This is a genomic window from Chryseobacterium sp. AC405b (genome assembly GCF_979258685.1).
The window spans coordinates 2,314,784-2,328,815 of the sequence record NZ_OZ409877.1; the positions used below are offsets into that span (position 1 = coordinate 2,314,784).

Below are 14,032 nucleotides of genomic sequence, written 5' to 3' on the forward strand. Positions count from 1 at the left end.
TTTGTTAAAAATAATGCAAAATGTTAAATAAAAGTACAGGAAGTATATTTTTGTCTTTATTCTTAGTTCTTGTTGGAAATTTTACATTTTCTCAGACTAGAGAAAAAGGTAAAACTATTCATAAAGCATCAGCACAATCTATGAAAGCAGGAGCTTTTATAGATGTGAATACTGCAACCTATCCTGAATCTTCATACAGCATTACCCAGTTGGTAACAGATGTTCTCATTGCTGGCGGTTCTACTTGTTCCACAGCAAATGTGAGCAATGTAGTTGTATCACCCAATTTGGCAGTAAGTAATCAGGCAAGAACCTGGGGCTTTTTTAACAGAGGTACTACAAGTTTTCCTTTTGCAAAAGGTATTTTACTAACAACAGGGCATGCCAGAAAAGCAGGGAATACTTATCAGGCAACCGAGCTGAGTGATGGTGTCCCTACACAAGGCGATATTGATTTGGCGACAGCTTTAGGAATATCAAATACTAATTTAAAAGACGCTACATATATAGAATTTGATTTTATTCCTAGTTCTACAGAAGTGAAATTCAGATATCTTTTTGCGTCTGAAGAATATGAAAATAATTATCCATGTACCATCGGTGATGGTTTTGCGTTGTTGCTTAAAAAAGTAGGTGATCCTACCTACACCAATTTGGCAGTATTGCCTGGTGGGGCACTAGCCTGTAAGTGTTACCAATATTCATCCTGCTAATGAATTTGATGGTTCTCCGCTTGTTTGCGGACCTTCTAATGCAAGTTACTTTGCAGGTTATAATAATGCAGCTATCGAAACAAATTTTAGCGGACGTACAATTCCTCTTACCGCAACTGCAACAGTAATTCCTGGTCAAACATACCATTTCAAGATGGTTTTGGCAGATTATCAGGATGCAGCATTTGATTCTGGTGTCTTTCTTGAGGCAGGATCATTTGATATAGGTGTTCAGATTTTAGGACCAGCTGGGGTTCAGCTTCCAGCTTCTATTAATGTATGCGATAATGCACCGCAGACTTTCACAGCATCAGTTCAGATTCCCAATGCTACATATCAATGGTTTTTAGGAACAACCGCAATACCGGGAGCGACAGGTACATCATATACTGCAACACAGCCAGGTGTTTATTCTGTTGAAGTACTGATTCCTGGAAATTCTTGTCCCGGAAAAGCTACCATTACAATTGTTGGAGGAACCTCACCTACAGTACAAAACGCTACCTTGACAAGTTGCTATACAGCTGGAAATGCTACTTTCAATCTTACAACTGCTCAGGCTTCTATAAGTACAACTCCTGGTGCTACATTTTCATTTTATTTAAATCAGGCAGATGCTAATGCAGGAAATACAAATACAATTCCGGCTCCTACCACTTTTTCAAGTGCAGGAAATCAAACTATTTATGTTTTAGTGAAAAATGGTTTCTGTTCTAAAGTTGCACAACTTCAATTGGTAAAGGCGGCTGAAATTACAGCTGTAATTGCAACACCGACAGCATTGACCTGCACTAATACTCAAGTAACATTAAATGCTTCTGCATCTGTATATCCTGCAGGTTCTACATTTGCATGGACGACAACAGGTGGGAATATCGTTTCAGGAGGTACAACCTTAAACCCTGTTGTAAGCGCAGCAGGAACTTATACTTTGACTATTTCAAATACATTTGCCGGGAACGTAACTTGTACTGGCGTAGGAAATGTAACTGTTGTAGGGGACAGCGCACCACCTGCAACCGGACTTACAGCGAGCAAAATATTAATTTGTTCAGGTGAATCAGTGATCCTTACCGCTTCTGGTGGAGCCACTTATAATTGGGGTGGAGGTCTTCCTGGTAATGGCGCAACTCAGACAGTATCACCTACTGCAACCACCACATATACAGTGACCGCTGTAGGAGCGAATGGTTGTATTTCAACAACTGCTGCCTCTATTACGATTGAAGTTTCACAACCTTTTACAGCTCAAAATGCAAGTCTTATAAAGTGCTTTCAACAAGGAAATATAACATACGATCTTACTTCTGCGCAACCTCAGATAAGTACATCTTCAGGATTAACATTTACCTATTATGTAAATCAAGCTGATGCTAATGCAGGTAACACCAGCAATATTACTACTCCAACTGCATTTCCAAGTGCTGGAAATCAGACGATTTATGTTTTAGTAAGCAACGGAGGATGTAAGTATGTGGTAACACTACAATTATTAACAACAGCAGTTACTACTTTAACCATTGCTGCCCCTCAAACCATCACGTGTACAAATGCTCAGGTTACTCTGAATGCTTCTGCTTCAGTAATTCCGGTAGGATCAACAATCGCATGGACAACAACAGGTGGTGGTAATATTGTGTCTGGTGGAAATACTCTTAATCCTGTAGTAAATGCAGCAGGAACATATACTTTGACCGTCACCAATATCACACAACCCCAAAATTTAACATGTACATTTACTGCAAGCGCTACAGTTATTCAGGATAAAGTTTTACCGGTAGCTAACCTTACTTCAACTTTTCAGCAGATCTGTCCAGGTGAGTCTGTTACATTAACAGCTTCTGGGGGAGTTACGTACAACTGGGGTAATGGTCTTACTGGAAATGGGCCTACTCAAACTGTCTTTCCAACGAATAATACAATTTACACAGTCTTTGCTGTAGGAGCAAATGGCTGTATCTCTGCTAATCCTGCTTCAATTACAATTGTTGTTGGTCCTCCAACTGCAATTATTGCTGCTTCTAAAAGTAAAATATGTGCAGGTGAATCTGTAACTCTTACAGCCAGTGGAGGTTTCACATATAATTGGGTGGGTCTTCCCGGAAATGGTAACACTCAAGTTGTATCACCTACTGTCACTACAACCTATTCAGTATTTGCATTGGGTGGAAACGGATGTGTATCAAACACTCCCGCAACCATAACTATTGAGGTGGTGCCGGCAATTGTTTCGACATTACAAGATGTTTATGCATGTGCAGGTGATAATGGAACTTTAGATGCAGGTGCAGGACCCAATTATACATATCTGTGGAGTAATGGTGCGACCACACAAACAATTACAACAAATATCCCTGGTTCTTACTCAGTAACAATCAGTAACGGAACATGTTCAAAATTATTTACGGCACAGCTTATTAATCCTGATCTTCCTCAATTTACGAACGTGGTTTTTGAGAATAATGTATTGACGATCTCTGCTACAAATCCTTCAAACGGATCGTTAGAATATTCTATTGATGGAGGTAATACGTGGCAGGCTTCTAATATTTTTTACAACGTTTTAAATAACACCAATTATAATCTGATGGTGAGAATTAAAGATGCAAAATGTGGTAATATGCTGCAATACTTTACCTTTGTAATGAGTAACGCAATCACTCCAAACAGTGACGGGATTAATGATTATATTGATTTTTCTGGAGTTAGCAATTATAAAAACTTTGCAGCTTCGATCTTTGACAGATATGGTGCAGAATTATTTAAAGCAGACAAATCAAATGTAATTTGGAATGGATCTTTAAAAACAATCAATCTCCCAACTGCCACTTATTGGTATAGAGTTCAATGGGAAAACCCTGCAAGTAAGAAACTAGAGTTAAAATCTGGATGGATTTTACTTAAAAATAGAAACTAAATATAAAAGTCTCCAATTTGTGAGACTTTTTTTATGTTAAAAATTCGACATATTTATGAAATTTATTTAAAAAAAAGCTAAATTTGTTAAAACAAAATTATTATGAAGAGATATCTACTGTTGTTTTCATTATTTTTAACCTATGCAAGTGTTTATTCACAAACATTAAAACCCAGGATACCGCAGAAAGAAAAAATTTCGGCTGAATCAAAAAAAGCAGGTGTTTACATTGACGTCAATACGGCCGCATATCCTGAATCTGCATTTTCACCTTTACAATTAGTTAAAGATGTTTTGATTTCATCAGGAACAAATACATGTATAACTCCTAATGTTTCTAATGTTACCGTAAATCCTAATTTACCAGTGACCAATACCAACCGATCTTGGGGATATTTTCACAGAGGTACTACCAATTTTCCTTTTAAAGATGGTATTGTCTTGTCAACAGGATATGTTAATAAAGCAGGTAACACTGCATTTGGAAATTTAAGTGATCAATTGACAACCGGGAGCGATCCGGATCTTGTCGCTGCAACCAATCCACAAGGAATATTGAATGATGTTGTATTACTAGAATTCGATTTTGTACCTACCACAAGCCAGATAAAATTTAATTATCTTTTTGCTTCAGAAGAGTATACAGGAGGTTTCCCTTGTAGTTTTTCTGATGCTTTTGCATTATTGCTGAGACCGGTGGGAAGTACTGCTCCTTACGTTAATATGGCTGTATTACCAGCAGGTGCAGGTCCTGTAAGTGTAACAAATATACATCCTGCTCTTCAGGATAATGGAGCTGCACTTAGTTGTGGGGCTGCAAATCCTACTTTTTTTGCAGGGTATAATAATGCCAATATTGAAACCAACTTTGGCGGACGAACAATTCCTCTTACTGCAACAGCAACAGTTATTCCCGGCCAGGCTTATCATTTTAAGATGGCTATCGCTGATGCAAGTGATAGAAGTTATGATTCTGCTGTTTTTCTTGAAGGAGGTTCTTTCAATATTGGTGTTGAGCTATTGGATCCTTCGGGAGCACAATTACCAGCAGAGATTAATGTATGTGATAATGTACCACAAGTCATTACTGCTTCTGTGAATGATCCTAATTTATTGTATCAGTGGTTTTTCAATGGGAACCCGATTCCCGGAGCAACATCGAATGTAGTTACCGCAATACAACCTGGAAATTATACGATCGAAGTAACCGTTCCCGGTAATCCTTGTCCCGGAACTGCAACGATAAAAATCAACGGTGGAACGACTCCGTTAGCACAAGATGCAAGCTTCTTGTTGTGCAGTACACCAGATATTACAACTTTTGACTTAAATAACGCAAAACCGCTGATTAGTCCAACACCCAATGCAACTTTCAGATTTTATGCAAATCAAGCTGATGCAACTGCTCAAAACAACAATTTTATTACCAATATTGCCAATTATAACGGTACAGACGGTCAAATTTTATATGTTGTAGTTTCTGACGGCGGTTTTTGTAGTAAAACCATCAAGCTTACTTTAGCAAGAGAAGTTACACCAATTGCTCAGGTTTCTACAACAAGAGTACGTGTTTGTCCGGGTGAAGTGGTAACACTTACTGCGACAGGTGGTGTTACTTATTTATGGGATAATTTTACCGGAAACGGGAATACTCAGACAATTCCAGTTTACCAAACAACAACATTTACCGTTTATGCCATTGGGGCGAAAGGATGTAAATCTCTAATTCCTGCAAAAGTAGTGGTTGAGGTTGTGCCGGAAATCACGTCACCTTTGCTGGATGTAGAAATGTGTATAGGAGATACCATCCTTCTAGATGCGGGTGCAGGAACCAATTATACTTATTTGTGGAATACGGGTGCAACTACTCAAACTATTACAGCTACACAATTAGGAATTTATACAGTGAAAATCAGTAATGGTATCTGTGATAAATTGTTTACCGTAAAAGTATTCGGTGCATCTTCACCGTTCTTCACTAATCTAAGCTATGAAAATGGTACTTTGACAGCGATTGCGACAAATCCTTCAATCAATAATATTTTCGGAACATTAGAATATTCTTTGAACGGGATTGATTGGCAAGACTCAAATATTTTTACCAATCTTGTAGACAATACGACATACAATGTTCAGGTAAGAATAAAGGGAACAACTTGCGTTGGTGCGATAGAATTCTTTACACTTGAAATCAACAATGTGATTACTCCAAATCAGGATGGTGTAAATGATGTTTTAGACCTTACTAACTTAAGAGACTTCAATAATTTTACAGGGTCAATCTATGACAGATATGGAGTGGAAATTTTCAGATTCTCAAAAGAAAGACCTATCTGGGATGGTACAATCAGCGGAAAAAGATTACCAACTGCTACATATTGGTATAAATTCAACTTTGAATATAAAAAATCAAAAGTGCAGATGGGCAGATCTGGTTGGATCATGTTGAAAAACAGAGAATAATATTCAATTACATATTAAATAAAACAGCCTTTCAAGATTTGAAAGGCTGTTTTTATCTTGAAAAAAGAAAATTACATATTTTCTTTCCAGAGTTGTGTGATATGTATAAAATCCGCAACACTTAATTCTTCTGCTCTTTTATCTAAAAATTCGTGATTAGTTAATGCTTCCGGAATATTGAGAACTTTCCAGGAGTTTGAAAGCTTTTTTCTTCTCTGGCCAAAACCAGCTTTAACAATTTGTTTGAAGAGCACTTCATTTCCTGCCAAACCTTCCTTCGGATTTCTTGTTAGTCTAATAACCCCTGATTTTACTTTTGGTGGCGGATTAAAAACATTCTCATGAACGGTAAACAAATAGGTGACATCATAATAAGCCTGCACAAGAACAGATAAAATTCCGTAATCTTTCGTTCTCGGAACTGCAGCAGTTCTCTCTGCAACTTCTTTCTGAAACATACCTACCATCTCAGGAACGAGTTGATAATAATCGATAATTTTAAAGAGAATTTGAGAAGAAATATTATATGGAAAATTACCTATTATGGCAATTTGGTCATTATTAATAAAATTAAAATCCTGTTTCAGAAAATCTCCTACAAAAATTTCTTCGGTAGCTTTTGAGTAATTTTTTTTGAGATAATCGATTGATTCAGTATCAATTTCTGCCAGATAAATAGTTTGTTCTTTTTCTAAAAGATATTTGGTGAGCACGCCCATTCCTGGTCCTACTTCCATAACGTTGCTGTAGTTTTCGTAGCTTAAGCCTTCTACAATATTTTTTGCGATGTTCTCATCGGTCAAAAAGTGTTGACCCAGATGTTTTTTTGCTCTTACACTCAAAGTTTATTTATGATTTCGTTAACAATGATTTTCTCTTATTCGTTCCAAATTTCGGTAGAATTTTTCTATTTTAGCCAAAAATTTTAATATTAATGGCGAAATCTGTAGAAGAGTTTAATAAGAAAAGGCTTCGGTCTAGCAATATTACTGTAGTAATAAGTATTGCCTTAGTGTTATTTTTATTGGGATTAATGGGTTTGATTCTAATCAATGCACAGAAATATTCTGATTATCTTAAAGAGCAACTGGTTGTAAATGCGTACTTTGATGAAAATTATGACGATAAAGATTCTGCAAAAATAGCAAAACAGGAAGCAGTTGCAGTAGAAGTTATCAAAGCGATGGAGTCTGTAAAGCGCACGAAATATATTTCTAAAAAAATGGCTACAGCTGAAGCCAAAAAAAGTTTAGGGATCGATACAGAAGCACTTTTTGATGAAGATATTTATCCGGCTTCTGTGGAAGTAGCCTTAAAACCGGAGTATACAGATTCAACTAAAATTGGAGCAGTCTTAACTCAAATCAAATCAGTTCCCGGAATTATCGACGTGAAAAACGATTCAGATTCTCAAAAGATATACGATAAATTAAATAAAATTCTAAAATGGATTTTGGCATTTTGCGTCTTGTTTTTAGTGCTTGCAATTGTTTTAATTAATAATTCGATCAGACTAAAAGTATTCTCAAAAAGATTTATCATCAAAACCATGCAGTTGGTAGGAGCGAAAAGAAGATTTATCTTAACGCCGTTTATCAAAGAAGCATTAATTCTTGGTTTATTGGGTGCGGTATTAGCTCTTATAGCTTTGTCTGGACTTTGGTATTACTTTACAACGACTATAAAAACTCCTTTCGTACAAGATACCAACCAATATTTCTGGTTAGTTCTTTTGGTATTCGGAGTTGGTATTTTCATCACAGTATTAAGCACAATCATTGCAACATGGAGATTCTTAAGATCAAATGTTGACGATTTATATTATTCTTAAAAAATGGGCAAAAAGACACATAAATTTTCCGCATCAGATTTTGGTACGGATACAGAAGTTGCAAAAGAGCAAACATTCTACTTCGGTCAGCAAAATTATAAATGGATGCTGATTGGTTTAGCCTGCATTGTTATTGGTTTTCTTTTAATGATGGGACCAGATGCAAACACCGTTGACGGAAAACTAGATCCGAATGTATGGAATGATGACATTTTTTCGATCAGAAGAATCAGAATTGCACCTTTATTGATCGTGATCGGCTTTGTAATAGAAATTTATGCAATTCTAAAAAGAAAGAAATAAAAATCAGGTAAAAAGATTTAATCACAAAAGTCGGTTGCTGTGCAATTGACTTTTTGTGTAAATTAAAAACGCTGAAAGCAATATTAATCATTATCAATTACCCATTACTCATAAATTATGGATTTAATCAAAGCAATCATCATTGCGATTGTAGAAGGACTTACAGAATATTTACCTATCTCGTCAACAGCTCACATGGGTTTTGCTGCAAATCTGATGGGCTTAGAAGAAACCGAATTTTTAAAAATGTTTCAGGTTTCCATTCAGTTTGGGGCTATTTTATCGGTAGTCGTTGCCTATTGGAAAAAGTTTTTCGATCTGAAAAATCTTCAGTTTTACTTTAAATTAGGTTTCGCAGTAATTCCTGCGTTGGTTTTAGGGTATATTTTTGATGATAAAATTGAAGCGGTTTTGGGAAATCAAATCGCAATTTCTTCAGTGTTAGTTTTGGGTGGTGTCGTTCTTTTATTTGCAGATAAATGGTTTAAAAATCCTGTCATTCATGATGAGAAAGAATTATCAATAAAAAAAGCAGTAATCATAGGTTTTTGGCAATGTCTCGCCATGATGCCGGGAACCAGCAGAAGTGCAGCCTCAATTATTGGAGGGATGACACAAGGATTGACCAGAAAAGCTGCAGCAGAGTTTTCATTTTTCCTGGCAGTTCCTACCATGTTAGCAGTTACCGTATATTCAGTTTTTGTAAAAACATGGGGAAAGGAAACCGGGAATCCAATGAAAGGTTACGAAATGATTCTTGAATCTCAAGATCACATCATGATATTCATCGTTGGGAATATTGTAGCATTTATCACAGCACTTATCGCAATCAAAGCGTTCATCGGAGTTCTGAACAAGTATGGTTTCAAACCTTGGGGTTGGTATAGAATTATTGTGGGAATCGCTTTACTGATTTATTTTTATTGGTTTAAATAATTAGTTCTTTGCATGAGCAAATTCGATCCTGATCATAAAATAGTTGAGAAAATAATTACAGATACAAGATACTTTGTAATTTATGTTCTAATAGGAGCTGTTATGTTCGGATTTGTATTGCAAAAGTGTAACAGAGATTCTGATGAAAGCCAATTACAACTAGCAGCCTTGCATAGAATTCTTGATTTTGAAAAAGAATCTTTTATTATTAAAAAAGGTATTGACTCTACCAATAGAAATATACCTTATATGATATTTTCTGATGGTGAAAAAGTAAATATTGACGAGAGATTTTACAGATTAATTAAATTAGATGATTCTTTATCAAAGAAAAAAAGTTCAACAATCTATTACATCTATAGAAATACAAGGGTTTTAACCTATGATTATTTATCTGAAAATTAATTACATCTGCTAGTCTATACTTTTGCTAAATTATTCATTACTCATTACCAATTACCCATAAAAAAAAATGACAGCAGAACAACTTCTCGAAGGTCAGATTCTTCTTTTAGACAAACCTCTGGACTGGACTTCTTTCCAGGCGGTGAATAAAATGAAATACAAACTCAAAAACGAGTTTGGTCTTCCGAAAAAATTTAAAATCGGTCATGCAGGAACTTTAGATCCGAGAGCAACAGGTTTATTAATTGTCTGCACAGGAAAATTCACAAAAAAAATTCCTGAAATACAAGATGCGCCAAAAGAATACTGGACAGAAATCAAAATTGGCGTTCAGACAGAATCTTACGACACCGAAAAACCTGAAATTCTTCAACAGGATATTTCGCACATCACAGAAAACGATGTGAAAAAAGCTTTAGATAAATTTTTAGGTGAAATAGAACAGAAACCGCCTATTTTTTCAGCCATTAAAATTGACGGAAAAAGAGCTTACGATATGGCAAGAGCAGGGCAGGAGGTTGAAATGAAATCAAGAAAAACGACCATCACGTATATTGAAAATATAGAAATCAATTTTCCTCTGATAAGTTTTACCGTTGGTTGTTCAAAAGGAACTTATATTCGCAGTCTGGCTCACGATATTGGTCAGGAGTTAGGAGTTGGTGCTTATTTAACTCAATTAAGGCGCACTAAAATCGGTGATTATAAAATTGAAGATGCAACAGCAGATTTTTTAGAAAACGAATACAGATTTGAAAATTTATGATTAGAAATTTATTTTTAACATTATTTTTACTGATTTCATTTAAAGTTTTTTCGCAAGTTAATTCTTCTGAAAAACCTAAAATGAATTTTTATTTTAATCCAAATTTGAACATAGGATATAATTTAGGAAACAAGATTAAAGACAATCAAAATAAAGATTCCTTCGATTATCAGCAAAACGTGGCGCCGTATCTTCCCAACGATTTTACTTACGGAATTTCTGCAGTTGGCGGTTACCAATTTCTTCCTAACTTTGCAATAGGTACAGGTGTAAAGTATAGTTATATCGATCCGAATTTTCATTTGATGTATTGGCTCGTTCAGCCTAAATTTATTTTTAATCCCGGTGATGAAGCATTTTTTATAGACGTAACTTACGGTGCACAAATAAATAAGTCAGTTATTTCAAATTCTATATTTTGGAGTCTGAAAGCTGGTCTTCAGGTTGCCTACTCAAAAAGACTGAGCCAGGAAGGCGGTTTGGTTTTAGAAGGCTTCCGATTGGGCAATTCGAGTACCGTTTTTGTAGGCTTAAGCTATGGAATTACCATTTTCAGCAATAAAAATTATACAATAGAAGGAATAGAATAATGGAAAAGACACGTATTAATAAATATCTTTCAGAAGTAGGCTTTTGCTCAAGACGGGCAGCAGATAAGCTTTTGGAAGAAGGAAGAATAAAAATAAACGGCATAGTTCCGGAAATGGGAACCAAAGTTTCTGACGAAGACGTTGTGGAAGTAGACGGAAAACCTATTCGTGAAAGCGAAGAAGCTCCAATTTATATAGCTTTTAATAAACCTGTCGGGATCGTTTGTACCACAGATACCAAACGTGAGATTGATAATATTATTGAATACATCAACCATCCTAAGAGAATTTTCCCGATCGGCAGACTTGATAAACCGAGTGAAGGTCTTATTCTGCTCACCAATGACGGCGATATCGTTAATAAAATTCTAAGAGGAAAGAACAACCACGAAAAGGAATATCTGGTAAGAGTCGACAAACCTCTGAACTCAAAATTTTTAGAAAAAATGCGGAATGGCGTACCGATTTTAGATACAGTCACCAAAAAATGTGAAGTAGAAAGAATTGATGACATGACTTTCCGTATTGTTCTGACTCAGGGTCTGAATAGACAGATCAGACGGATGTGTGAATTTTTAGGCTATGAGGTGAAAAAACTGAAGCGTATAAGAATCATGAACATCAAATTAGATGTTCCTCTAGGCAAATGGAGAGATTTAACTGCTGATGAGTTATCTGAACTCAATGCTATGCTGGATGGCTCATCTAAAACGTATGAGTAATTACTAAAAAAACATTTTCAAAATAATTATTTTTAGCGTTTTGACTTTTTTTAATTAAATATTTTATATATTTGTTTCATATTAGTGATTTTTATAAACACTAATGTAATGATGAGAAAGAATAATCATTAATAGCAGCTTTTTAATGTCTGCTATTTTCTTTGTTAAAATTAGGTTAGGTAGGGATAGAATTAGTTAGTTTTTAATAGTCTTTTTTTTAAAAGTGACTTTTAATATTTAAAATTAGAGTTAATTTTTTTATCATGTTTGTGTTTTTTTAACGGATGTGCATTTTGCCATCCGTTTTTTATTGTAACGCTTTGAAATACTGTTCAGTAATTATATTTAATATTGATGTTAAAACTATTGCTGTAATTAAAAAAAGTCGTACTTTTGCACTCACTTTTGTGAACGTACTTTAGGCGAAGTAAAATATTAACAATTAACATCTTCCATATTTTTCAGGATTCACAGCAAAGCCAAAGTCTGTAAGAATTGGAATACAAATTTTATTAGAAAATGTCAAAAGAGACAAATTCAGCAGAGGTTATTCTTAACCAAAACGTAGCACCGGAACAATTTGACTGGGATTCTTTCGAATCTGGTCTTGATGCAGATGCTAGAAAAGAAAAAAGCGATCTTGAAGAAATCTACAACGGATCTCTTAGCAGTTTAAATGATAACGACGTTATCACTGGTAAAGTTGTAAGATTGACAGACAAAGAAGCTATTGTAGACATCGATTTCAAATCTGAAGGTGTTATTTCTCTTAACGAATTCCGTTACAACCCGGGCCTTAAAGTAGGTGATGATGTTGAAGTAATGGTAGACAGAAGAGAAGACAAAACTGGTCAATTACAGTTATCTCACAGAAAAGCTAGAACGCTTAAAGCTTGGGATAGAGTAAACGAGCTTCACGAAACTGGAGAAATCGTTAACGGTTTTGTAAAATCTAGAACTAAAGGAGGTATGATCGTTGACGTACATGGTATTGAAGCATTCTTACCAGGTTCTCAAATCGACGTTAAGCCAATTAAAGATTACGATCAGTTCGTAGGTAAAACTATGGAATTCAAAGTTGTGAAAATCAACCCTGAGTTTAAAAACGTAGTAGTATCTCACAAAGCATTGATTGAAGCAGATATCGAAGGTCAGAAAAAAGAAATCATCGCACAGCTTGAAAAAGGTCAGGTTCTTGAAGGTACTGTTAAGAATATTACTTCTTACGGTGTATTCGTAGATCTTGGTGGTGTAGACGGATTGATCCACATTACAGACCTTTCTTGGTCTAGAGTGAACCATCCATCAGAAATCTTAGAAGACGGACAAACTGTGAAAGTGGTTATCCTTGACTTTGATGATGAGAAAACAAGAATCCAATTGGGTATGAAGCAATTAGAAGCTCATCCTTGGGATGCTCTTTCTGCTGACATGAAAGTGGGTGATAAAGTAAAAGGAAAAGTAGTAGTTCTTGCTGATTATGGTGCATTCGTAGAGATCGCTCCAGGTGTAGAAGGACTAATTCACGTTTCTGAAATGTCTTGGTCTACTCATTTGAGAAGCGCAGGAGATTTCGTAAAAGTAGGTGACGAAGTGGAAGCTGAAGTACTTACTCTTGATAGAGAAGACAGAAAAATCTCTTTAGGTATGAAACAATTATCTAAAGATCCTTGGGAAAATATCGAAGCTAAATATCCGGTAAGCTCTGAGCACGTTGGAACTGTAAGAAACTTTACAAACTTCGGTGTATTCGTAGAATTGGAAGAAGGTATCGACGGATTAATCTATATCTCAGACCTTTCTTGGACTAAGAAAATCAAGCATCCATCAGAATTCTGTGCAGTAGGTGATAAATTGAATGTTGTAGTTCTTGAACTAGACATCCAGGCTAGAAGATTATCTCTAGGTCACAAACAATTGACAGAAAACCCATGGGATAAATTTGAAACTAAATATGCTGAAGGAACTGTACACGCTGGTAAAGCTGTAGAAGTACACGATAAAGGTGCTTCTGTACAATTCGAAGATGCTGAAGTAGAAGCTTTCTGCCCTTCAAGATTATTAGAGAAAGAAGATGGATCTAAAATCAAAAAAGGTGAAGATGCTCAGTTCAAAGTAATTGAATTTAACAAAGAATTCAAGAGAGTAGTAGTTTCTCATACAGGTATCTTCAGAGACGAAGAGAAAAAGAATGCAAGAGAAGCTTCTAACAATAACAACAGATCTAATAATAACAACAGTAACACTTCATCTTCTTCTAACAACGAAGAAAGATCAACTCTAGGTGATATTGATGTATTAGCAGAATTGAAAAGAAAAATGGAAGGAGGTAAATAATCTCAAATCATTTTTATACATATGAAGCCACTCGTAAGAGTGGCTTTTT

At 35.5% G+C, this 14,032-nt stretch carries 12 protein-coding genes; 11 read left to right on the plus strand and 1 reads right to left on the minus strand.

What is annotated here, in order from left to right; translation table 11 throughout:
* Window positions 1-20: 20 nt before the first annotated feature.
* The 3 genes from ACZZZA_RS11110 to ACZZZA_RS11120 all read left to right on the plus strand — a co-directional run bounded on the left by ACZZZA_RS11110 (window position 21) and on the right by ACZZZA_RS11120 (window position 6,093).
* The gene (locus ACZZZA_RS11110; protein WP_463431757.1) at window positions 21-713 is read left to right on the plus strand and encodes a choice-of-anchor L domain-containing protein; all 693 of its coding nucleotides are present in this window, start codon (window positions 21-23) and stop codon (window positions 711-713) included.
* A complete protein-coding gene (locus ACZZZA_RS11115; protein ID WP_463433762.1) occupies window positions 700-3,630 on the plus strand; it encodes an Ig-like domain-containing protein in 2,931 nt (976 codons plus the stop codon). Before ACZZZA_RS11110 ends, ACZZZA_RS11115 begins: the two co-directional genes overlap by 14 nt.
* A gap of 102 nt (window positions 3,631-3,732) precedes the next feature.
* Window positions 3,733-6,093, plus strand: a complete 2,361-nt coding sequence (locus ACZZZA_RS11120; protein WP_463431758.1) for a choice-of-anchor L domain-containing protein — start codon at window positions 3,733-3,735, stop codon at window positions 6,091-6,093.
* Between the two features lie 71 nt (window positions 6,094-6,164).
* On the opposite strand, the gene rsmA is transcribed toward ACZZZA_RS11120, so the two are convergent.
* Complete coding sequence (gene rsmA, locus ACZZZA_RS11125; RefSeq protein ID WP_463431759.1) at window positions 6,165-6,935, minus strand: 16S rRNA (adenine(1518)-N(6)/adenine(1519)-N(6))-dimethyltransferase RsmA; 771 nt, start codon at window positions 6,933-6,935, stop codon at window positions 6,165-6,167.
* A gap of 92 nt (window positions 6,936-7,027) precedes the next feature.
* On the opposite strand from rsmA, the gene ACZZZA_RS11130 reads away from it, so the two are divergent.
* From ACZZZA_RS11130 to rpsA, 8 genes are all read left to right on the plus strand, one after another.
* Window positions 7,028-7,924: a cell division protein FtsX gene (locus ACZZZA_RS11130; RefSeq protein WP_463431760.1), complete on the plus strand. Its 897-nt coding sequence runs from the start codon at window positions 7,028-7,030 to the stop codon at window positions 7,922-7,924.
* 3 nt (window positions 7,925-7,927) lie between these two features.
* Window positions 7,928-8,227, plus strand: a complete 300-nt coding sequence (locus ACZZZA_RS11135; protein ID WP_463431761.1) for a DUF3098 domain-containing protein — start codon at window positions 7,928-7,930, stop codon at window positions 8,225-8,227.
* 117 nt (window positions 8,228-8,344) lie between these two features.
* The gene (locus ACZZZA_RS11140) at window positions 8,345-9,163 is read left to right on the plus strand and encodes an undecaprenyl-diphosphate phosphatase (RefSeq protein WP_463431762.1); all 819 of its coding nucleotides are present in this window, start codon (window positions 8,345-8,347) and stop codon (window positions 9,161-9,163) included.
* Between the two features lie 12 nt (window positions 9,164-9,175).
* Window positions 9,176-9,568 carry a hypothetical protein gene (locus ACZZZA_RS11145; RefSeq protein WP_463431763.1) on the plus strand — a complete coding sequence of 131 codons (393 nt, stop codon included), beginning with the start codon at window positions 9,176-9,178 and terminating at the stop codon, window positions 9,566-9,568.
* 67 nt (window positions 9,569-9,635) lie between these two features.
* On the plus strand, window positions 9,636-10,334 hold the full coding sequence (gene truB, locus ACZZZA_RS11150) for a tRNA pseudouridine(55) synthase TruB (protein WP_463431764.1): 699 nt from the start codon (window positions 9,636-9,638) through the stop codon (window positions 10,332-10,334).
* A gap of 80 nt (window positions 10,335-10,414) precedes the next feature.
* Complete coding sequence (locus ACZZZA_RS11155; protein ID WP_463431765.1) at window positions 10,415-10,924, plus strand: hypothetical protein; 510 nt, start codon at window positions 10,415-10,417, stop codon at window positions 10,922-10,924.
* The gene (gene rluF, locus ACZZZA_RS11160; RefSeq protein WP_463431766.1) at window positions 10,924-11,646 is read left to right on the plus strand and encodes a 23S rRNA pseudouridine(2604) synthase RluF; all 723 of its coding nucleotides are present in this window, start codon (window positions 10,924-10,926) and stop codon (window positions 11,644-11,646) included. The genes ACZZZA_RS11155 and rluF overlap by 1 nt, the downstream gene beginning before the upstream one ends.
* A 519-nt stretch (window positions 11,647-12,165) precedes the next feature.
* Entirely contained in the window at window positions 12,166-13,983 is a 1,818-nt protein-coding gene (gene rpsA, locus ACZZZA_RS11165; RefSeq protein ID WP_463431767.1) for a 30S ribosomal protein S1, read from the plus strand.
* The last annotated feature ends 49 nt before the right edge of the window (window positions 13,984-14,032 follow it).

Excerpts from the sequence above, each read along its gene's own strand:
- ACZZZA_RS11140 (WP_463431762.1), top strand. The coding sequence starts at position 8,345 with ATGGATTTAATCAAAGCAATCATCATTGCGATTGTAGAAGGACTTACA.
- ACZZZA_RS11120 (WP_463431758.1), top strand. The coding sequence starts at position 3,733 with ATGAAGAGATATCTACTGTTGTTTTCATTATTTTTAACCTATGCAAGT.
- ACZZZA_RS11135 (WP_463431761.1), top strand. The coding sequence starts at position 7,928 with ATGGGCAAAAAGACACATAAATTTTCCGCATCAGATTTTGGTACGGAT.
- ACZZZA_RS11155 (WP_463431765.1), top strand. The coding sequence starts at position 10,415 with ATGAATTTTTATTTTAATCCAAATTTGAACATAGGATATAATTTAGGA.
- ACZZZA_RS11145 (WP_463431763.1), top strand. The coding sequence starts at position 9,176 with ATGAGCAAATTCGATCCTGATCATAAAATAGTTGAGAAAATAATTACA.
- ACZZZA_RS11110 (WP_463431757.1), top strand. The coding sequence starts at position 21 with ATGTTAAATAAAAGTACAGGAAGTATATTTTTGTCTTTATTCTTAGTT.
- rpsA (WP_463431767.1), top strand. The coding sequence starts at position 12,166 with ATGTCAAAAGAGACAAATTCAGCAGAGGTTATTCTTAACCAAAACGTA.
- rluF (WP_463431766.1), top strand. The coding sequence starts at position 10,924 with ATGGAAAAGACACGTATTAATAAATATCTTTCAGAAGTAGGCTTTTGC.
- truB (WP_463431764.1), top strand. The coding sequence starts at position 9,636 with ATGACAGCAGAACAACTTCTCGAAGGTCAGATTCTTCTTTTAGACAAA.
- ACZZZA_RS11130 (WP_463431760.1), top strand. The coding sequence starts at position 7,028 with ATGGCGAAATCTGTAGAAGAGTTTAATAAGAAAAGGCTTCGGTCTAGC.